Raw genomic sequence first — 20956 nt, forward strand, 5'->3', positions numbered from 1 at the left:
CGTCAATAGACCCATTCGGTCTCGCGACCGTTGACGGTGGTCTTGCGGGTAAAGTGGAGCTTCCAGCGGGGATCGGGGAGTGCCGCGCGGAAGCGCTCGATCTCGGCCGAGAGGCTGGCGGCGCCGGCCGGATCGCTGCTGGAAAGGTCTTTCATCTCGGCCGGGTCGCTGTTCAGGTCGTAGAGGTGCGACGTGTTCCAGTCGTGCGAGACCCAGAGCTTGCGGGAACCCCGTCTCGCGGCATAGACGGGTTCCTGTCCCCAGACGAGCAGACGATCCGGATCGGGGTGTTTCGCCGTCTGCACGAGATCGCGTCCGTCGAGCTCGGCGGGCAGGGACCGTTCGGGATCGGCGGCGTGAAGCACGGTGGCGGCGATGTCCACCGAAGAGACCGGGCTGTCGCTGATGCCCTGCGGCTTGAGGCCTGCCGGCCAGGAGATCATGAAGGGAACGCGCACGCCGCCTTCCAGATAAGTGAACTTTCCCGCGCCCCAAGGATGATCCGGGTTGCAGAAGCCGAAACGTTCCGGACAGCCATTGTCCGAGAGGAACACGACGATGGTGTTGTCTCGCAGGCCTTGCGCTTCCAGCCGGTCGAGGATCCTGCCGATCCCGTCGTCCATCGCCGCGATCATGGCGATGTAAGTGCGGCGCACCGGATCTTTCACCTGGGGGAAGCGGTCGTAATAGCTCTGCGGCACCTGCAGCGGCCAATGCGGCGCATTGTAGGCGACATAAGCGAAGAACGGCCGATCCTTGTCGGACGCGGAGCGATCGATGAAATCGACCGCCCGATCGGTGATCTGGTCGGTCAGGTAGCGCCCGAAATCGTCGGCCGGCTTCGCATCGGGGCCTTCCACCATCGCGTGATTGCCGGTGCGCGGACCGATCACGTATTTATCCGCCTTGGTCGGGGTGGTGACGATGCCGGGCGTTTTCGGATCGACGTAGTTGGTCTCACCGGCAAGGAAGCCGAAGAACTCGTCGAAGCCCCGCTCGGTGGGATAGAATTGGCGCTCCGAGCCCTGATGCCATTTGCCGAACGCGGCGCTCCGATAGCCGAGCGGACGCAGGCGGTCCGCCATCGTCTGCTCGCCGACGGGCAGGCCGGCGCCTTCGTCCCCCTCATCGTTGATGTTGTAGGTGAAGCCGAAGCGCTGCGGCATCCGGCCGGTCAACAAGCCGGCGCGGCTGACCGCGCAGACCGATGCGGCGACATAGCCGCTGGAGAAGGCGACCCCGGTTTCGGCAATGCGATCGATGTTGGGCGTGGGCACGTCGGCGCGGCCGTAAGTCGAGACGTCCGCCCAGTCGAGATCGTCGGCAAGGATGACGACGACATTCGGTCGGCCGGCAGCGACGGTCTTTGCCGCCGGGGCAGGGGGGACACCGGGGGCGCTCGCCGCGCAGCCGGACAGGGTGGCGGCGCCTGCGAGCATCGCGGGGATAAGGGCGCGTCGCATCATTCTTCTCCTCCTGGCGTCCTGCCGCAGCCGGCGACCGTGGCGGGCCTGCCGGGATCGACCGAGGTCTGTCCCTCGCACCAGGGATAGCGCGTGGGGTCGAGCGGCCCGTCCTTCGTCTCGTCGAGCACCTTGCGCAGCGCTGCGTAACGGCGGGCGGCTTCGCCCTTGCGCTTGTTCGCAGGGACGTCGGTCTCGACGCCGGAGATCGGGTCCATCGCCACGAAGCGGCCATCGCCGTAGAGCTTCCAGGTCGCATCGAAAGCGAAGCGCTCGGGCTTGAATTGCCACATCGGTGCGTAGTGCATGAAGATGGAACCGCGCGCGCTGCTCGCCTTGCCTGCGATGACCGGCCATTGGCTCACGCCATCGACCTTGCCGGCGAGAGCGGGCTGACCCGCCATGTCGGCGAAAGTCGGGAGCAGGTCGGTGAAGTCCACCAGCGCCGCGTTGACCTTGCCCTGAGGAACGCCCGGCCCCCAGGCGATGAAGGGGACGTGGGTGCCGTTGATCGCGGTCGTACCCTTGCCGCCGCGCACCGGATGGCCGTCGCGCATCGACGTGATCTGGCGATTGGTGCCGTTGTCGCCGGTGAAGATGACGATCGTGTTCCGGTCCAGCCCTTCAGCCTTAAGCCGCGCCATCAGGTCGCCGACGAGCCGGTCCATATAGGACACCATGCCGTTGAACCGATCCTTCGCGCCCTCCGCCGTCATCGTGTCCGGCGTCTGGACCCAGGGGTTGTGAACCAGAACCATCGGATAATAGAGGAAGAACGGCTTGTCCTTGTGGCGCGAGATGAAGTCCAGGGCCTTGGCACTGTCGAAATCGGGGCCGAAACCTTCCTCGCTGATCTTCGCTGTGCCGTTGCCGGCGCGGGTGGGTCCCCAGTAGCGGGAACCCTTGGCGGTGAGCGCCTGAAGTTGCCACAGGTAGCTCTCGTCGAAACCGGCGGCCTCCGGGGTTATGCCGACGCGGCCGTCGAACCCATTGCCCATCAGTTGCCACTTGCCGACGATGCCGGTGACGTAGCCGGCGTCCTTCATGACATTGCCGAACGTCCGCTGGCCGGGCGCGAGATAGCCGAAGGCCTCGTAATTGCGCCAGTTTTCCTGACCCGTCATCAGCCGCACGCGGGAGGGCGAGCACAGCGGCATGGCGTGGGCATTGTCGAAGCGGGTGCCTTCGGCGGCCAGCCGGTCGACATGGGGCGTATGATATTCGCCGCCATAGGCATTGATGCCTTCCACGCCGAAGTCATCCGCCAGGATCAGGATGATGTTGGGGGGACCGGACGTGCGCGGCGCGGGGGTGGAGGCCAGGGCCGTGGTCAGGGCATCGGTCCGCGTGCTGTCCCGGGCGGCAGCGGGCGGCAGCCCCGCGATCATGGTTCCCAGCGCGAGCGCGGCCAGCGAGAGGGCAAATCGTGCCATTACTTCGGCTCCCCACCAGCGGACGGTGCAACGCGGTCTCCGCTGCCGTCGAACATTTCGCGATAACGATAAGGCTTGGGCGCCTCGGCAAGCGGAGGATCGGAATACTTGCGTGCCTCGGACCACCAGAGCGCCTGGAGTTCCTTGAGCTTGGCCGGCATCGATGCCGCAAGGTCGTGATTTTCGGCCGGATCGGCGTCGGTATCGTAAAGCTGCCAGACATCCTGGGCGAAGTCCGCGTCGCGCGGATGGATCGCCAGCGCCCGCCACTTGCCCTGGGTGATCGCCCGATTGCCGCGCAGTTCGAAATACTGGACGGTTCGAACGGCAGGCGCGGCGGCGTTCGCAATCGTGGGCAGGATCGATTTTCCGGCCACGGCGATTTCCGCGCGGCCCTCGATCGCTTTTGGAAAGGCCGTGCCCGCCGCTGCTGCAAGGGTCGGGGCGATGTCCACCGCGTCGACATAGTGCGTGCGGACTTTGCCGCCGTCGCGGATGTGGCTGGGCCAGCTCACGACCATCGGCGTGCGGACCCCGCCGAGCTGCGGCCAGATCTTGTAGCGCTTGAAGGGCGTCGCGCCGAGATAGGCCCAGGGGCGCTGATACTCGCTCTGCGTCTTGTCCGTACCCAGCTCGTCCAGGCGCGCCAGCATCTGCTCGGGGGTGAGCGTGTTGGGGCGGTACATCCGTTCGAACGAACCCTTTTGCCCGGCTTCCGACGCAGCGCCGTTGTCGGACACCAGGATGATCAGCGTGTTGTCGAACCGGCCCGTATCCTTGAGGTGCTGAACCAGCCGTCCGATCTGCTCGTCGGTATGGGTGATGAAACCGGCATAAGTCGCCATGAAGCGGGCGAAGACGGTCTTTTCGGTCGGCGTCAGGTCCGCCCAGGCACGGTCGCCGGCAGCGCGGGGGGAGAGCCGGGCCTGCGGGGGCATGATCCCCATCAGCTTCTGGCGCGCCAGACGGTCCTCCCGCAGCGCATCCCAGCCCTTTTCATAGATACCTGCGTAAGCGTCGATATAGGCCTTGGGCACCTGGATCGGCGCATGGGCCGCGCCGAAGGCGAGATAGACGAACTGGGGCTGAGCCCGATCGCCGGACAGGGCCTGGATGGCATGGTCGGTGATGTCGACCGAGAAATGGTATCCGGGGCGGTCGGGCTTGGGGAGCTGGCGGTTCCCTTCGATCAGGTCCGGGTGGTACTGGTCCGACCAACCCAGGAAGAAGCCGTAGAAATCGTCGAAACCGCGCTGGAGCGGCCAGGAGCCGTTGTGTCCGGGCGAGCCGTCCTCATCCTCGGGCGCGAGATGCCACTTGCCATAGCCGTGCGTGGCGTAGCCGGCGCGGCGCAGGACTTGCGCAATGGTGCTGGCGTTCTGCGGGAGCTCGCCCCGGTCGCGGGTCATGTCGGCGGGATCGAGAACGCGCGCCGGAAGGTCTGCCATGCGCACGGTCTGCGGATTGCGACCTGTCAGCAGCGCGGCGCGGGTGGGCGAGCAGACCGCCTTGGTGTCGAAATGGTTGTAGCGCAGTCCGCCCGCCGCAAGCGCATCGATGTTGGGTGTGCGGATTTCCGAGCCGAAAGCGCCGATATCCGAGAAGCCGGTATCGTCCAGCACGATGAGCACGATATCGGGTCGTGCCTGCCCGGGAACGGTGGCAGCCCGAGCCTTGGCCAGGCCCGTTTGCGCGGCGAGCGTTCCAGCGGCGATCAGGGCTGCGGTGCAGGCCAGATGCGTCATGCGCTTCAGCTTCGACATGCGGTTCGTCATCCTGTTCTTTCCCGGTAATGGCCCGCGCAATCTCAGATCGTGCCCTTGATCGCGCGGCCATAGCCGCGCAGACCCAGCAGGAGTGCCGCTATCGACAGCGGCGAGGCCACGGCGCAGACGATGGTGATGGCATTCGGCAGGGCGGCGGGATCGCCGTACCAATAGTCGGTGACCAGCGCGATCGCGAAGGGGCCGCCGGCCGCACCGATCATGTTCACCATCAGCATATAGCCTGCCGATACGGAAGCCCGCATCCGGTTCGGGGTGATTTCCTGAAGCGCCGCAAGGCCGCCGCCGAAGTTGAAGCCCGCCAGGAAGTTCATCGCACCGATCAGCGTCAGCGAAAGTGTCGCCGTGGAAGCTTGGGGGAACAGCGTGGTGACGGGGACCAGCGCGGTGAAACCGAAGAGAGCGACCAGCAGGTTGGCGCGTTCGAAACCGCGCCGCCGCAGAGCCGCCGCAGCGAAGCCGCCGGCCAAGGTCCCACTGACGCCGCAGATGGCCGTGATCGTGCCATAGATTCCGCCGATCTGGGCGGTCGTCAGGCCGTATTTCCGTTCGAGGAAAGCCGGTATCCAGGCCCCGGTGGCATTGCCGACAAGGATCATCAGCGCGAACCCGCAACTGATCCCCAGATAGGCTTGCCAGTGGCGGAGGACATGGGCGGCAAGTTCGGAGAAGGGCGGGCTCTTGTGGGTTCCGGCAAGGCCCATGCGCTGGGGCTCGCGCACCAGCAGCATGGCTCCGGACAACAGGACGCCGGGGATTCCGAGCATCAGAAACACCAGGTGCCACCCCTTCACCGCGCCGATCAGCGGCAGGATGACGACGCTGCCCGGCGGCACCACGCTCGCCATGAAGCCGCCGAGAACCAGGGCGGAGGCGCCGCCGACATAGATGCCCATCTGGTAGACGCCCATGGCCGCCGGCAGGCGTTCCTTCGGGAAGTAGTCGGCGAGGATGGAATAGGCGGCGGGGCTGAGGCCGCCTTCACCGGCGCCGACGCCGATCCGCGCCACGAAGAGCGTGCCGAAGCTGCGTGCCAGGCCGCAAAGCGCGGTGGCGATGCTCCAGATGAATACTGCGCCGGCGACGATGTTGCGGCGGTTCGCCCGATCGGCGAGTCGCGCCACGGGAATGCCGACCAGCACGTAGAACATCGTGAAGCTGAGGCCGTAGAGAAGGCTCATCGCCGTATCGGAGGCTTGCAGGTCTTCCTTGATCGGCTGCACGAGCAAGGCCAGCGCCTGCCTGTCGACGAAAGCAAGGGTATTTGCCGCAGCCAGCATGCCTGCTGCGAACCAAGCCCGCTTGGGCGACGGCCATTCGCGGCCTTCGCTTTCCAACTGTTCCCTCACGAACCTCTCCGCAGATATGTGGCTGCCATGTTTTACAGCCATATTTAACGCTAAAACAGCAAGTGTTTTGCTGAATGTCAACCGTCTTTTGCCGGGTGAACACCGTCTTTCATAGCGGCAACCAGCTCCCACGACGCTGGCCGATGTTGCATCGCCTCGGTAATGCGAGGAAAAAGGCGCAGTTGTCTTCGATATTTGTAACGCTGCCATATTAGCGGTAAAATAAATCGTTGACAGCTCCGGTCCCGATGGAGTTTAGCGTTACAGGAATCAGGTGATTCGAACTCGGCGCGAACGTTCGGTGTGTCTCCGAACGGCAAAGATGCCGGGGAGCCCAAGTGGAGGGGAATAGCATGTCTTTTAAGGCCATTTTCGGCGCGTCCGGCGTTTCCGTCACCGCGCTCTGCGCAGCGCTTGCCGTCTCGGCACCGGCGTCGGCGCAGGATGCCGCCGACACCGCAAGCAATATGACGGGCGACATCGTCGTCACCGCGCAGAAGCGCTCCGAGCGCCTGCAGGACGTGCCGCTGGCCGTGACTGCGGTGACCGCCGATGCGCTTGCCGCGCGCCAGATCAACGATACCACCTCGCTGGTCAGCGCCATTCCCTCGCTCTCGTTCCAGCAGGGCGCCAACCCCACCAACACCAGCTTCCGCATTCGCGGCGTCGGCACCGCGCTGTTCGGGCAGGGCGTGGAATCCTCGGTTTCCGTGGTCGTGGACGGCGTCGTGGCGGTGCGTTCGGCGCAGGGCTTCTCGGAACTGGCGGATATCGAGCGTATCGAGGTGCTGCGCGGACCGCAGGGTACGCTTTTCGGCAAGAACGCTTCGGCCGGCGTCATCAGCGTGACGACCGCGCGCCCGTCCGACAAGTTCGAGGGCAAGGGCGACATCACGATCGCCGAACATAACGAATATCGTGCGCGCGGCACCGTTTCCGGCCCCATCACGGATAGCCTGCGCGCCCGCGTCTCGGGTTACTACAGCGACGTCCAGGGCGTGACGCGCAATATCGGCACCAACAAGTGGGTCAACGGCACCAAGAGCTGGGGCGTGCGTGGCAAGCTGGAATGGGATGCCACCGACAACCTCACCTTCCTGCTGGCCGGCGAATACAAGAAGACCGACGCGGACTGCTGCGGCTCGACGCTCATCTCGATCGTCAACCCGGTGCTCCAGCAGGTCGTCGGCCCCATCGACGCCAGCCGCAAGAACCGTAAGATCAACGAAGACACCGACACTTACGCGAACAGCAAGTCGCAGACCTATTCGTTGCAGGCCGACTGGGATCTCGGGGCTGCCTCGATCACCTCGATCACCGCCTACCAGAAGTACGACCTCGAAGTTAACCAGCCGATCGACCGCATCAATTCGACGTCGCCGATCTTTCTCGGTACGGCCGCCTTTGCGCCTTACACGTTCTGGAACCAGAACCACGGCATCGTCGATCTGAGCGCCTGGTCGCAGGAACTGCGTATCGCCAACAACGGCAAGTCGGACCTGAACTACGTGGTCGGCGCCTTCTACATGCACAGCGACATCGTGCGTCCGTTCGACCGCCGCCGCGCCCGCTGCAGGGCCGGTATTGTCGGGGAGCCTTGCACGACCGCCAACATCGTCTGGCAGTCCGCATCGAGCCGTATCCGCCTGAAGCAGGACAGCGTGGCCGCATTCGGCCAGGCGGACTACCGCATCGTCGGCGGCCTGCGCGCGATCGGCGGCATCCGTGTCCAGTACGAGAAGGGCACCAACAGCGGCACGCGAACCGCCCCGATCGTCGCCGGCGACACCGTGTTCCCCGGTAATGCCAGCAACAGCGGCAGCTTTTCGGCGCACGACACTGCCGTTACCGGCAAGGCCGGCCTGCAGTACGAGTTCAACCGCAATGCGCAGGTCTATGCAACCTACACCCGCGGTTACAAGGGCCTGGGTTACGAGATGGAAATCTCGGCCGATCTGGCGAACCAGAGGGCCATTCAGCCCGAGCACGTCAATGCCTACGAAATCGGCTTCAAGGGCAGCACGTCTGACCGCAGCCTGACCTTCTCGGCCGCGCTGTTCCAGGCCGATTACTCGAACCTCCAGGTCCAGGCCAACCGCTCCGATCCGACCACCGGTGTCATCCAGTTCGTCACCACCAATGCCGGCTCGTCGCGCAGCCGTGGTTTCGAAATCGAGGCCACCCTGCGTCCGTCGGACTCGTTCTCGGTCAATGCGGGCGTCACTTACGCGCAGTCGCGCATCAACATCGACGGCCTCAACTGCCCGCTTCAGCTGCAAGCTGCCGCACCGGTCATGACGGGGACCCCGTACAATATCTGCTATCGCACCGCCGCCGGCGCGACGCCCCAGCAGAACCTGCGTAACCGTCCGCTCCAAGCCAGCCCGGACTGGCGCATCACGCTGGCCCCTCGCTATGACTACGAAGGCGAGAAGTTCAACGCCTTCGCCCAGCTCGGCGTCAACTTCACCAGCGCGCAGTACTTCACGTCCGAACTCGATCCGCTGACCCGCCAGCCGTCCTACACGCTGGTCGATGCCACGGTCGGCGTTTCCACGCCGGACCAGCGCTATAGCATCTCGGTCTTCGTGAAGAACCTGTTCGACACCAATTACCTGACCAGCATCGGCCACAACTCGCTGATGTCCACCACGGCCAATCCCTACGATCTGGTCGGAACCTACAACAAGGACTCCAGCCGCTACTTCGGCGCGACCTTCGGCGCCCGTTTCTGAGACCCACCTTTGGCCGGGCGCTTGCGCCCGGCCGCTTCTTGAAGGATCGCGCCTTGGATCGACGCAAGTTCCTGGCATCCGGTGTCGCCGCAGCGGCAGCCTGCTCCGCGAGTGCCGCCATGGCCGCAAGGCCGCGCCGTCCGCGCAACGTGGTCGTGATCCTCTGCGACGATCTCGGCTATGGCGACCTCGGCATGACCGGGGCCCGCGGCATCGCCACGCCGAACATCGACAGGATGGCGCGCGAGGGTCTTACTTTCTCCGAGTTCTATGCCGCCGCCAACTTGTGCACGCCGTCGCGTGCGGGCCTGCTGACCGGGCGCTATCCGGTACGTACCGGCCTTGGCGACAAGGTCATCCTCTACAACGACGACCGGGCCCTGCCCAAGTCCGAAGTGACCATAGCCGAGGCGCTCAAGCCCGCCGGCTACGCGACCGGACTTTTCGGCAAGTGGCACCTCGGCCATCGCGGACCGGACTGGCTGCCCACGCACCACGGTTTCGACCGCTTCGTCGGTATTCCCTATAGCCACGACATGAGCCCGCTGCTGCTGGTCCGCGCCGAAGCCGGGAAGGAGGCTTCGCAGGCACCGACCGAGATCACCCCGCTCCAGCAGATTTTCTGCGAAGAGGCGGAGACGTTCATCCGCGAAAACGCCGCACGTCCGTTCTTCGTCGAACTGGCCCTGAGCGCGCCGCATCTTCCCTGCCTTCCGCCAGCGCCTTTCGCCGGTCGCTCCCATGCGGGTGCATATGGCGATTCCGTAGAGGAAGTGGACGACAAGGTCGGCCGCATCCTTGCCCTGTTGCGCAAGCTCAAGATCGAGCGCGACACGCTCGTCCTGTTCACCTCCGACAATGGCCCCTGGTACGAAGGATCGAGCGGTCCCTTGCGCCAGCGCAAGGGCGGTGGCGGCTACGACGGTGCCAGCAAGGTGCCGCTGATCGCCTGGTGCCCCGGATCGATTTCCGCCTCCGGCCATAGCGACGCGATCGCGATGGCCATAGACTTTCTCCCCACCTGCTGCGCGCTGGCCGGCGTCGCTCTGCCCGAGGCGGAGCTGGACGGCAAGGACATCTCCCCGGTCCTGTTCGGCGGCGCGCGCCAGTCTCCCCATGAGGAACTTGTCCTGTTCAACAATGAAGACCCGGTGGCGATCCGCACCCAGCGCTGGAAATATGTCTCCGGCGACTATTTCCTGGCCGGATTCCGCCCGACCGATCCCAAGTATCCGCAGCTCTACGATCTGAGCGCCGACCCGGCCGAAAACTACAGCGTCGCCGATCGGCACCCCGACGTGCTGAAGGACATGCGCGGCCGCCTCGCGGCAGCCCGCGCCCGTTTCGCGCCGTTCAAGCGCGGTCCGGTGGCCGTGACCTCGGGAGCGGCCCATGACTGATTTCGCCCTCGACGCGCAAGACCCCATCGCCATCGACGCCGAAGCCCGCGCCTGGGTGGAGCGCACCCGCGACGCGATGAGCACCGAGGAGAAGATCGGCCAGCTCTTCGTCTTCTCGACCTCGCAGGACAGCCGCGAGGAACTGGCCCCGCTGCTCGCGCTCAAGCCCGGTGGCATCAACCGCTTCCCTCGGCCGGATCTTGCCGCCTTCCGCGAGGCGACGATGTTCACGGTCGAGAACGCCAGCGTGCCGCCAATTTTCACCGGCGACATCGAGGGCGGCACGATCAGCTATCCCTTCGCCACTGCCGTGCCCAACATCATGGGCCTCGCCGCCTGCGACGATCTTGCCACGACCGAAGCGGTCGCCCGCCTGGTCGCGCGCGAAAGCCGGGCGCTCGGTTACGACTGGTCGTTCGGCCCGGTGGTGGACATCAACGAAGCCTTCCGCAGCGCGATCGTCGGCACCCGCTCGTTCGGCTCGGACCCCGCGCGCGTGCTCGCGCAGGCCGGGGTCTATGCCCGGGTCCTCCAGGAAGAGGGCATTGCCGCCTGCCTCAAGCATTGGCCGGGCGACGGCTTCGACGAGCGGGACCAGCATCTCGTCACCAGCGTCAATCCGCTGTCGGTCGAGGAATGGCATGCGCTTTACGGCCGCATCTACGGCACCCTGATCGGGGCCGGAGTGATGACGGTGATGTCGGCGCATATCGCGTTTCCCGCCTATATCCGCGCGCGCATGCCGGACGCGGGCCGCGAGGCGTTCCAGCCCGCGACGGTCTCGCGCCTGCTCAACGAGGATCTGCTGCGGGGCGAGCTGGGCTTCAAGGGCCTCATCATTTCCGATGCCACCGGCATGGGCGGGCTGACGAGCTGGATGGAGCGCTCCGAAACGGTCCCTGCCGTGATCGAGAACGGCTGCGACATGTTCCTGTTCAGCCGCGCGCCCGAGCGCGACTACGGTTTCATGCTCGATGGCCTGCGCAAGGGTCTGCTTTCGGAAGCGCGGCTGGAGGAAGCGGTCACGCGCATCCTCACGCTCAAGGCGCGTCTTGGCCTGCATTTGCAAGAACCTGCCGAACGGCTTCTGCCGCTTGAGGCCATGCAGGACGCCTTGCAGAGGCCTGCCGATGCGCAAACCGCCCGCGCCGCAGCGGGGCAGAGCATTACCCTGGTCAAGGATGTGCAGAACCTCTTGCCGCTCGATCCGGCTCGGCACCGCCGCGTGACGGTGATCGCCGAGGAAGGCTTCAGCTTCTGGGACGGCTCGCTCGATCGCGGTTATGGTCCGCTGATCGCGGAACTGGAGCAGCGCGGGTTCGACGTGCGCAGCTTCGATCCCGAGGCGATGCCGACGCGCGAGGATACCGACCTCGTCCTCTATCTCGTCGGCCAGGAGGCGACGCCGAGCGCCTCGCGCATCTTCCTCGACTTCGTGAAGCTGCATGGCGGCAATCGCAAGGCGATGACCCAATACCCGCGCGAGATTCCGACCGCGCTGGTCTCGTTCGGCCAGCCCTATTACCTGTTCGATGCGCCGCACATGCAGACTTGCGTCAACGCCTATAGCTCGATCGAGCCGGTGCAGCGCGAGACGGTCCGCCGCCTGACCGGTGAGGCTCCCTTCACCGGAGTCAGCCCGGTCGATCCGTTCTGCGGCCTCGAACAGCTCAAGTGGTGAGACCGACATGACAGGTGCCAACGACCAGCGTTCCCAGCTCGAAGCGCTCTATGCGGCGATGGCGCCGCAGGGGCTTCAGCCCTTGTGGGAGAGCCTCCACGCGCTCGTATTGGCCGAACCGGCGTCCCCGGCCCGTCCGTGGCGCTGGGACTATGACGAAACACGCGCGTTTCTGATGCGCGCGGGCGACATCATCAGCGCCGAACAGGCCGAGCGCCGGGTGCTCATCATGGAAAATCCCGGAATCGCCGGACAGGCGGCGATCACGCCCAGCCTCTATGCCGGACTCCAGCTGATCCTGCCGGGCGAAGTCGCGCCCTGTCACCGCCACGCCCAGAACGCGCTGCGCTTCGTCATGGAAGGGAGCGGGGCCTTCACCGCGCTCGACGGCGAGAAAGCGATGATGGAGCAGTTCGACCTGGTGCTGACACCGGCGTACCAGTGGCACGATCACGGCAATGCCGGCGACGCCCCGATGATCTGGCTCGACGGTCTCGACATTCCGACCGTGCGCCTGTTCGATGCCAGCTTCGCCGAGCGTCTCGGCACTGCCGTGCACCCCGAAACCGCGCCGCCGGGCGATACCCTGGCGCGCTACGGCCACAACATGCGCCCGATGCGCGGCAGCGCGGCAGACCGGCGACCGGCGGGCCGACCGCTGTTCCACTATCCTTATGCCGATTGGCGGCCCGCGCTCCAGGCCCTGGCTTCCAGCGGCGACATCGACCCGCACCTTGGCCATGCGCTGGAATTCACCAATCCGGCGGACGGCGGGCCGGTACTTTCCACGATTTCGGCCCATGTCCGCCTTCTGCCCGCCGGCTTCGAAAGCCGCACCCGCCAGGCGACCGACGGCACCGTCTTCGTGGTCTGCGAAGGCAGCGGCGAACTGCTGCTGGGCGAGGAGGTCATCGACCTCAAGCCGCGCGATGTCGTCGTGGTGCCCTCCTGGGTTCCCCATCGCTTTCGGGCGGCATCCGAGCTGGTGCTGTTCGCCTATTCCGACAAGGCTTCGCAGGTGAAGCTGGATCTCTACCGGGAGTTCAACCATTGACCTATCTCTTCGACCCGCTGCCGCCCGTCATCGCGAAGACCAGCGACGGTCACGATTACCCGGTGCGCCGGCTGTTCTGCATCGGCCGCAACTATGCCGACCATGCCAGGGAGATGGGCGTCGAGGTCGACCGCGAGGCGCCGTTCTACTTCACCAAGTGGGCGGAAACGGTGATCCCCAGCGGCGCGGTCATGGCCTATCCGCCGGTCACGGCGAATTTTCACTATGAGGCGGAACTGGTCGTTGCCATCGGCAAGGGGGGGCGCGGAATCGCCGCCGCTGACGCGCTGGACCATGTCTACGGCTATGCCACCGGGCTGGACATGACCCGCCGCGACCTTCAGCTCGAAGCACGGGCCAAGGGCCGCCCCTGGGATGCCGGCAAGAACGTGGAGCAATCCTCGCCGCTTGGCCTGATCCATCCGATCGCCGAGACCGGCCCGCTGAACGAGGGGACCATCCGGCTGACCGTGAATGGAGCGGTACGGCAGGAAGCCGACCTGGCGGACCTGATCCATCCGGTGGCGGACCTGATCGCCTTCCTCTCGAACGCCTACCGCCTGGAACCGGGCGACCTCATCTACACCGGCACGCCCGCCGGTGTCGGCGCCGTGGTTCCCGGAGACGAGATCGTCGTCTCGGTTGCGGGGCTCAGCGACACCGTGGTGACGGTGGGGCCGCCCGCCGGTGCCTGAGCCGCTGGTCCTTCATACGTTCTGGCGATCCTCCTCGTCCTGGCGCGTGCGCATCGCACTCGCGCTCAAGGGCATGGAATGGACCGGACGGACGTATCGACTGCGCGCGGGCGAGCAGCGCGCGGCGGACTACCTCAGGCTCAACCCGCAGGGGCTGGTGCCCAGCCTGGAAGTGGGTAACGAGACGCTGACGCAAAGCCTTGCCATCTGCGAATATCTCGATGAGATCCGGCCCGATCCGCCGCTGCTGCCGGCGGACCCGGTCCAGCGGGCCAGGGTACGGGCTGCGGCCCAGGTCATAGCCTGCGAGGTGCACCCGCTTCAGAACCTGAAGGTGCTGGAGATGCTGCGCGGGCGCGGGCTCGATGAAGAGGCGGTGTCCGGCTGGGCGCGCGAAGTGATCGAGACCGGCCTTGAAGCCTTCTCGGAGCTGATCGCGGCGAACGAGGGGCCTTACTGCTTCGGCGAGCAAGTGACGCTGGCCGACCTCTGCCTGGTTCCTCAGCTTGGAAATGCACGGCGGTTCGGGGCGCGCTTCGATTTTCCGCGGATCGCTGCGATCGAATCTGCCTGCAACGCATTGCCGGCATTTCAGCTCGCGGCGCCGTCGCGCCAGCCTGACGCGGAGCTGTCCTGAAACCTTGGGGCGACCGGCCGAAACCTCCTCCCGAGCCGATTGCCCAGGCGGCGGCGGATGCAGATCCGCCGCCGCCTTCTTTTATGCTTTCGGTACGCAGCCGACCGAATTGCGCTCGATCACGGTGAAGTCCACGTAACTGGCCTCAACTTTGCCGGTGCCCTTGCCGGTGCCTTCGCGAAGATTGCGGATCAGCCTTTCGGTGGCCTGCTCCGCGATCAGCGCCAGCGGTTGGCGCACGGTCGTCAGGGCCGGCCAGATCTTCACCGCAATAGGCGTGTCGTCGAAGCCGATGATCGAGATGTCTCCCGGAACGGAGAGGTTGTTGCGCAAGGCGACATTGACGAACGCGGCCGCCATGTCGTCGTTGCCCGCGATTACGGCCGTCACTTGCCGCTCGCCGATGAGCACGCGCTCGGCGAGCGCAAGCCCGGCGTCGAAAGTCGGACGCGCCTCCCAGACCAGGCCCATGTCGGGAATGACGCCTTGCTCGCCGAGCGCCCGCAAGTAGCCGCGCAGGCGCGATACGGCGACAAGCGCGCCGGGCAGCGTGACGAAGCCGATGCGGCGATGCCCTTTTTCGAGGAGGATGCGGGTAACTTCGTAGGCGGCCTGTTCGTCGTCGATCCGCACGCAGTCCATGTTGCGCAGCTCGCTACCCGGGGCGAGGGCGATCATGGCGGTATCGTATCGCTCCGGAATTCCCGCCGCGCTCACCATTTCGCAAATGGGCGGCGGCAGCAGAAGTCCGTCGAGGCCGGTCTTCAGGAAGGCCTCCACGCCGCCGAGGGGATCGGCGGGATCGAAGGAGTTGATGATCAGCTGTGCGCCAAGCCGGGCGGCAGCCTTGAGCGATCCGACCAGAACCGCGCTCAGCAGTGCGCTTTCCGTATCGCTGTGCATCAATCCGATCCGCAAGGTCACGGCACTGGCAAGGGCGCGGGCGGCGCTGTTCGGCGTATAGTTCAGCGCCTTCACGGCCTTCAGCACGGCGTCGCGGGTATCGGCCTGGACGACCGGTCTGTTGTTCAGCACGTTCGATACCGTCATCGTCGATACGCCAGCGCGTTCGGCCACTTCGGCGATCGTGGGGCCGCCGCCGCCGCGCCGTCGTTTTCGGATGTTCGTGCCGCTTGTCATATCGCTCCCGTCATAGGTGCCGCCCGCGAATAGGCAAGGCTGAGACCGGCCGCTGCGAGTATGTCGACACAATGGGCAACCAGATTTGCAATCCATGGTGCATGCCGGATTGTAGCGCTAAATAAGCGAGTGTCCATCCGCTAATCGCGCATGGCGAAGGATCGTTCAGAAAGAGGGGAACATGCTGAAAATGGCCAAGCAGACGCGCGCCGATTTCGCCAGGGCATCAATTCCGACACGCGTTCGGATGCGCTTCGGTCTCGATATGAGCGACCGCCGGGATTATCCGGGCCTCGCCGGGGACGAGCATCGTTTGCCCGTCCCCGGCTTTCCCTCAGCGGAAGTCCTGCGTCAATTGCCAGCAGCCGCTTCGCCAGGCGAACAAATAGGCGGCGGGCTTGCCGATGTGGCGTTCCACGGTCCAGCCGTCGCCTTCGTCGTCGTCACGCAGGATGGCAGGCTGATAGGTGAACTTGAAACTGCCGTCGGGCAGATCCTCGAACTTCACGTCCAGCGCCGTGTAGGGCTTGTTCGGGTCGGCCTGCCACCGCGCGACGGAGGCGGTGTCGGCGAATTGCCAATCCACGTGCGAGACATTGAACGACTGGTAGGCACTCGCCGGAAGGCTGCGGCCGGTCGCCTTCGCGGGCTGGCCAAATCCGCGCTGCTCGACTTGCGGTGCGGTGTATTTGGCGCGTACCGCCGGCGAGGCGATGAACGCGTCGAGGAACTGGTTGAATTCCCTCTGCGAACACCCGCTTTTCGCCTCGCCCATGGACTGGGCGATATCTTCCTGCGTTTCGGCGGAGGATGCCTGGGCGCTGCCGACAAGCGCGATGGCGAGTGCTGCGCTTGCAAGAGCGGAGCGTCGGCGGAAGTGGTCGGGTTTTGTCACGATAGATCCCTGTCTCATTGAGAAAATTCTTCGTCGCTCAGGACTTGCCCAAGGCGCGCCGGGCCTTGTCCGCAGCGATATAGCTTCCGACCAGCTCTGCAAAGGCATCGACCTTCATCCCGCGCACTCCATAACCGCCGATGCGCAGTTCCCGCTTCTTGCGAAGAACCTTGGTGAACCTGCCTGCGCCGGTAACGCGCGGAAGCACGGCATCTTCGGAAAGCACGAGGTCGAGCCCGAAACGATTGCCGTAGGTCACGGTCCATTCCTCGATCTCGCTCCAGGCGACGGCCTCGCTCAGTCGCGGCGTTGCCAGACGATCCGGGTAGAGGACGAGAAACGGCACCTTGGTACTGCGCTTCACGAGCATGCCCGCAAGGAGCGTGGCGGCAGCAGCGACCAGGCAGGAACCGGTCAGGATCACGGCGGGCAGTCCCGCCAGGCCAAGCGGCATCTGGAAAATCCAGGCCGCTATGCCAGCCGTGGCAAGCACTGCGCTCGCGGTGAACTGGAAGCCCACCATGAGCCGGGTATCATTGTGCAAGGTTACTGCCTCCCCGGAAACGGCCGCGGCGGTTTCCTCGAGGAAGGCACGGTGCTCGCCATGCGCGGTGTGCGCCTGCGCGACGAACTCGGTGCTCAATTCCCGGCAGAGGCCAGGCCAGTCCGCGACCAACCGCTCGCCCGCGCAGGGGGAGGCGCCTTGCGGCGGGCGCAGCGCTTCTTCCAGCAAAGCCTCATCGACCGCGACATCCAGCCGCCGGATTCGCTCCGAGGTAGGGGGATGGCTGTCGGTCGGGTGAGAGGTGGAATCCGCAAGATGATCGCGCACATCCGGCCAGCCGCGCTGCTCCACTTGCGCGACCATGACGCCGAGCAGATCGGCTTCCGCCCGGTCCGGGTTCTCGAACGCTTCCGACAGCACCATTCTGACCGGCGGCGCGACGATGGTGGTCCGCACGAGCGCCGAAGCGGCATGGCGGCGTCCTTCGGCGCCCGCTCCGAGCCGGTCGGCCTCGAACTCGCGCAACCTGCTCCAGTGCTGCACGCCGTGGTCGAAGCGGTGCATCGCATGAACCGCGTAGAGCAGCGGACCGCGCAGCAGGATCATGTTGCCGGCCTCCGTTGCGATGGCGGCAAGCGTGCGCTGCATGCCTGCGTAGAGCGGTGCGAAAAGCTGGCTGTAGCGCGTATCGTCGCCCGTGAAGTGGCTGAGTTCATGACCCACGATCGCCGCAGTCTCGCCCTCGTTCAGGAAAGCCAGATAGGGTGCGGGCAGATAGAGCGTGCGGCCGGAGACCCGGCTGTCCCCCGGCGACAGGCGCAAGGTCTGCTCGGTGACGAAGAACCCGCCCTCCATGCCGACGATCACCGCGTCGGGCGAGACGGTCTGCTGGCGATCGGCTATTTCACGCACGAAGCGCCACAGGGCCGGGGCGTCCCGGTCGGTCAGAAGGCGGCCGTGCACCGTACCTTCCTCCGGCGTATAGAGCGCGCCGATCTTCATCAGCGAACGCACCGCCGACCAGGCCACCATGACGGCACCGCCGCCGAGAACCACCGCCGCGATCGTCAGCTTGATGTCGCCCTTCGTGAGGTGCACCGACGATACCAGACCGATGGCCTCGAAGGCGGCACTGGCCGCGATAGCCAGCGACAGGCCGACGACCATCGTTCCCAGGATGACCGGCAGGGCGCGCTGGAGCGCGGCGAAACTGGCAACCAGAGTGTCGCGCGAGGCTCTCGCCCGCCGCGCCGCGATCTCGGCGAACGCCAGGCCGCCCACGCCGCCAGCAAGAGCAAGCAGGCCGCCGACGATGGCCGCAAACGCCAGAAAGGGCTGTAATCGGGCCAGGAACAGCCCCCGCTGCGCTGCAGGTTGCATCTCCTCCAGCATGTTCGCCGCCAGTCCGGGCGCGTAGCGGACCTCGTCTCCCAGATCGACGGAGGCATACTTGTCGCTTGCCGCCAATGCGCGCAGCTCGGCGACCTTTTGGGGGAGTTCCGCCGACATCCCTTCGAAATAGGCGATAGCCTCGCCCGCCCGTGAATGCTCCCAGTACCCGAGGGCAAGAAGTAGTATCGGAGCAACTATCAAGGCGGCCAGCAATTCGAATCTTTGCCGACTAAGCACCATCTTAAATACCTCAAAAATCAAAATCTTAGGTGGAATGCGCCTAGAAAGATCGAAACTTTTGGCAAGGAGCGCATACGTCGAAACGTTACCTGCCAGCGTTTAATCGCTTTGAAGATCGTTTTGCTTTTGTCCTGAATTGGATGCCTGCACAGGTAGATAGGTGGGACGGGGGCGTCCAAGTCCGGTGCAGGGCTGGAATGAACGGAACAGGGCCGAAAGCTTATGTTCAGGGCAGGGCGTGCAAGGGCCGCGCAACCTGGCAGGAGAAATGCCCGTGTTCGCAATCGGCTGCCTTGCCCTGGTGGTCCTCCCACTCATAGGACTGGCGCTCGGCGGGTTTCTTCTGGGGCCGGTCGGTGCGAAGTGGGGCGCGATCGCGGGCTTCGTGCTGGCTCTGGCGATCAGCGGCGTGACAACTTACGCGCTGGTCGCCGCTGCCCGTCGTCGATGAAGCCTTGCTGATTAACTTTTTGCAGTCTCGACATCTATCGCCGCTGCGCCGTTGTCAGCATGGTGGGCTTCCGGCATTCGCAACTGCGGTATGAGCTGCGATCGTGGAATCGAGAAGCGGGGGAAATGGGTAGGAAACTGCGGGAAGGGAAAGCCACCGGCGTTGCGCCGAAGCTGGCGGTTCTGGCGCGCCGGTTGCTGAAGCGCGAGGGAGAAGACGACTCCGACGATACTCTGGAACCTGCCGATCTGGTGCCGATGGCGGAGTTCATCTGCAGCTGTCGGCGGCTGCGGGATGACGTGTTCGGTGCGGACTTCTTTGGAGATCCCGCATGGGACATCCTTCTCGACCTCTATATCGGGCAGTCCGAAAGCCGCACGATGCCTGGACGCATGGTATCCTGGAACACGACCCAGCGATGGGTGAATGTCCTTGAAGCAGAAGGGCTTGTGCTTCACGCACCGGGAAGCGACAGATTGGGCGGAGACATCCGCCTGACCGAGAAGGGGGCTACGCTGATGCACGACTATCTCAGGCGAGCGGCGCGGATCGTCTGATATTCGCCATAAATCATACGTAATTCCACTTGGTGAAGCGTCTCCGATCGCTTAGCCTTGGCGTCAGGGCCAGGGGGAGAGACGGTTCTGTATGGCACTCACCAACCAGGAGCAGCTTATCCTTGAATTGCGCAGCATTGCTGCCCTGCTTCAGGAGGCGGTCGGGCGTCTCGATGCTTGCGGGCAGGACCTTGCCGCGATCCACGTCCAGACCGCGCTCGATGTCCTGCGGGCGAAGGGCGGCGATGACGACTGGAACATGTTGAGGAACTGAACACGTCAAAGAGCTGGACTCGCCAAGAAACCGGGGCGATCGGATCTGCCGATCGCCCGCGATCCAATCCCATTGGCTCGACGGCTATTGGCGAAGGCTGTCCGGAACCACGCCGCCGTTCTCCGCAAGACTGTCCATGACCGCGCGGTGCAGGGCGATGTTCTGTTCCGCCGATCCGTCCGCGGCGACATGGACACCCAGTTCGTCCGCCAGTTCCTTGCGTGCGGCGAGGCTGGAATCGAGGTCCAGCAGTTTCAGCAGGTCGACGATCGAGGTCTTGTAGTTGCCGCCATGGTCGGCCTTCATCGAGGCCATTTCCTCCAGTACGGCGCCGACATCGACAGGCTCGGCCGCAGGTGTCGGGGCGGAAGTGGCAGGTGTGGTCGCGGCAGGCGCCGTCGGGGCAGTTTGGGCAGGTGCGGGGGCAGCTTCCGCCTTGTTGCGATGGAAGACCTTGTCGAAGATGTTTCCGAGGATTCCCATAGTCGTGCTCCTGGCAGGAAAGGGCGCTTTGCCGGTCCGGGCGACCGGAAGCAGCCTGAGCGGGAACGCTCGGCGGAGAAGATGGTTCACGCAGAGGCATAGTCTGGAAGAGGAACTCACCATGAAGCATCGGGTACTTTTCGCCGTATCGTTCGCCGCTCTTGCGCTGACGGCCTGCAAGAAAGAAGCGCCGGCCACCAGCGACGTGGCCACGAGCACGGCAACCGGCGTCGTTCCCGGCGCCATTCCGGGCGCGGACGTGCCGATGGACACGGCCACGCAAAGTCCGGCGCAGGCTTTCGCCAACACGGCCGCCGCAAGCGACGCCTTCGAGATCGAGACCTCCAAGCTGGCCGTGGCCAAGGGCAGCTCGGCGGCGGTGAAGCGCTTTGCCAACAAGATGATCGATGCGCATACGGCCTCGACCGAAAAGCTCAAGGGCGTCACCGGCAAGCTTTCTCCCGCAATCACGCCTTCTGCCACGCTGAGCGATGCGCAGGAGCAGACCGTCGATTCGCTGGGCAAGCTGACCGGCGCCGAGTTCGACAAGGCCTATGCCAAGGCCCAGGTCGAGGCCCATCAGGCGACTCTGACGGCGCTCAAGGCCTATGCCGCTAGCGGGGATTCCGCGCCGCTCCAGGCCTTTGCCAAGGAACTGGTTCCGACCGTCACGGCCCATCTCAACATGGCCAAGTCGCTGTAACGGAAATACGGTCGCGGGCAGGGATGGTCGTCCGGACCTTGGCGGCGATCCCTGCCGCTGTCGCGGCTCTGCAATAATCCGGGTT

General features: G+C 65.1%; 18 protein-coding genes. 10 read left to right on the plus strand and 8 right to left on the minus strand.

Annotated elements, in window-relative coordinates; genetic code table 11:
- Positions 1–2: 2 nt before the first annotated feature.
- From AC4D6D_RS18725 to AC4D6D_RS18740, 4 genes are read right to left on the minus strand one after another with little or no spacing between them, the layout of a single operon-like run.
- Positions 3–1466 carry a sulfatase family protein gene (locus AC4D6D_RS18725; RefSeq protein WP_491328536.1) on the minus strand — a complete coding sequence of 488 codons (1464 nt, stop codon included), beginning with the start codon at positions 1464–1466 and terminating at the stop codon, positions 3–5.
- Complete coding sequence (locus AC4D6D_RS18730) at positions 1463–2896, minus strand: sulfatase family protein (protein WP_491328537.1); 1434 nt, start codon at positions 2894–2896, stop codon at positions 1463–1465. The genes AC4D6D_RS18725 and AC4D6D_RS18730 overlap by 4 nt, the downstream gene beginning before the upstream one ends.
- Positions 2896–4671, minus strand: coding sequence for an arylsulfatase (locus AC4D6D_RS18735; protein ID WP_491328538.1), 1776 nt, complete (start codon positions 4669–4671; stop codon positions 2896–2898). Before AC4D6D_RS18735 ends, AC4D6D_RS18730 begins: the two co-directional genes overlap by 1 nt.
- A 32-nt stretch (positions 4672–4703) precedes the next feature.
- Positions 4704–6029, minus strand: coding sequence for a spinster family MFS transporter (locus AC4D6D_RS18740; RefSeq protein ID WP_491328539.1), 1326 nt, complete (start codon positions 6027–6029; stop codon positions 4704–4706).
- A gap of 353 nt (positions 6030–6382) precedes the next feature.
- On the opposite strand from AC4D6D_RS18740, the gene AC4D6D_RS18745 reads away from it, so the two are divergent.
- The 6 genes from AC4D6D_RS18745 to maiA are packed head-to-tail and all read left to right on the plus strand — an operon-like array spanning position 6383 to position 14231.
- On the plus strand, positions 6383–8764 hold the full coding sequence (locus tag AC4D6D_RS18745; protein WP_491328540.1) for a TonB-dependent receptor: 2382 nt from the start codon (positions 6383–6385) through the stop codon (positions 8762–8764).
- 53 nt (positions 8765–8817) lie between these two features.
- A complete protein-coding gene (locus AC4D6D_RS18750; protein ID WP_491328541.1) occupies positions 8818–10164 on the plus strand; it encodes a sulfatase family protein in 1347 nt (448 codons plus the stop codon).
- The gene (locus tag AC4D6D_RS18755; RefSeq protein WP_491328542.1) at positions 10157–11845 is read left to right on the plus strand and encodes a glycoside hydrolase family 3 protein; all 1689 of its coding nucleotides are present in this window, start codon (positions 10157–10159) and stop codon (positions 11843–11845) included. Before AC4D6D_RS18750 ends, AC4D6D_RS18755 begins: the two co-directional genes overlap by 8 nt.
- Before the next feature lie 7 nt (positions 11846–11852).
- The gene (gtdA, locus tag AC4D6D_RS18760) at positions 11853–12899 is read left to right on the plus strand and encodes a gentisate 1,2-dioxygenase (RefSeq protein WP_491328543.1); all 1047 of its coding nucleotides are present in this window, start codon (positions 11853–11855) and stop codon (positions 12897–12899) included.
- On the plus strand, positions 12896–13594 hold the full coding sequence (locus AC4D6D_RS18765; protein ID WP_491328544.1) for a fumarylacetoacetate hydrolase family protein: 699 nt from the start codon (positions 12896–12898) through the stop codon (positions 13592–13594). Before gtdA ends, AC4D6D_RS18765 begins: the two co-directional genes overlap by 4 nt.
- Positions 13587–14231 (plus strand): maleylacetoacetate isomerase, encoded by a 645-nt coding sequence (gene maiA, locus AC4D6D_RS18770; protein WP_491328545.1) that lies wholly within the window; start codon positions 13587–13589, stop codon positions 14229–14231. The genes AC4D6D_RS18765 and maiA overlap by 8 nt, the downstream gene beginning before the upstream one ends.
- Before the next feature lie 81 nt (positions 14232–14312).
- On the opposite strand, the gene AC4D6D_RS18775 is transcribed toward maiA, so the two are convergent.
- From AC4D6D_RS18775 to AC4D6D_RS18785, 3 genes are all read right to left on the minus strand, one after another.
- Positions 14313–15371, minus strand: a complete 1059-nt coding sequence (locus AC4D6D_RS18775) for a LacI family DNA-binding transcriptional regulator (RefSeq protein WP_491328546.1) — start codon at positions 15369–15371, stop codon at positions 14313–14315.
- 334 nt (positions 15372–15705) lie between these two features.
- Positions 15706–16266, minus strand: a complete 561-nt coding sequence (locus tag AC4D6D_RS18780; protein ID WP_491328547.1) for a hypothetical protein — start codon at positions 16264–16266, stop codon at positions 15706–15708.
- A 37-nt stretch (positions 16267–16303) separates the two neighbouring features.
- On the minus strand, positions 16304–18280 hold the full coding sequence (locus tag AC4D6D_RS18785; protein ID WP_491328548.1) for a M48 family metallopeptidase: 1977 nt from the start codon (positions 18278–18280) through the stop codon (positions 16304–16306).
- Positions 18281–18677: 397 nt separating this feature from the next.
- Here AC4D6D_RS18785 and AC4D6D_RS18790 point away from each other — a divergent pair, with 397 nt between their 5' ends.
- The 3 genes from AC4D6D_RS18790 (at position 18678) to AC4D6D_RS18800 (ending at position 19685) form a co-directional block, all read left to right on the plus strand.
- Positions 18678–18854: a hypothetical protein gene (locus AC4D6D_RS18790; protein ID WP_491328549.1), complete on the plus strand. Its 177-nt coding sequence runs from the start codon at positions 18678–18680 to the stop codon at positions 18852–18854.
- 125 nt (positions 18855–18979) lie between these two features.
- Entirely contained in the window at positions 18980–19411 is a 432-nt protein-coding gene (locus AC4D6D_RS18795; protein WP_491328550.1) for a hypothetical protein, read from the plus strand.
- A 91-nt stretch (positions 19412–19502) separates the two neighbouring features.
- Complete coding sequence (locus AC4D6D_RS18800) at positions 19503–19685, plus strand: hypothetical protein (RefSeq protein WP_147219960.1); 183 nt, start codon at positions 19503–19505, stop codon at positions 19683–19685.
- Between the two features lie 84 nt (positions 19686–19769).
- Here the strand turns inward: AC4D6D_RS18800 and AC4D6D_RS18805 are convergent, their stop codons facing one another.
- A complete protein-coding gene (locus AC4D6D_RS18805) occupies positions 19770–20168 on the minus strand; it encodes a DUF3597 family protein (protein WP_491328551.1) in 399 nt (132 codons plus the stop codon).
- Between the two features lie 121 nt (positions 20169–20289).
- Between AC4D6D_RS18805 and AC4D6D_RS18810 the strand changes: the two genes are divergently transcribed.
- Entirely contained in the window at positions 20290–20871 is a 582-nt protein-coding gene (locus tag AC4D6D_RS18810) for a DUF4142 domain-containing protein (RefSeq protein ID WP_491328552.1), read from the plus strand.
- Positions 20872–20956 lie beyond the last annotated feature (85 nt).

Source organism: Novosphingobium sp. BF6 (assembly GCF_058273105.1).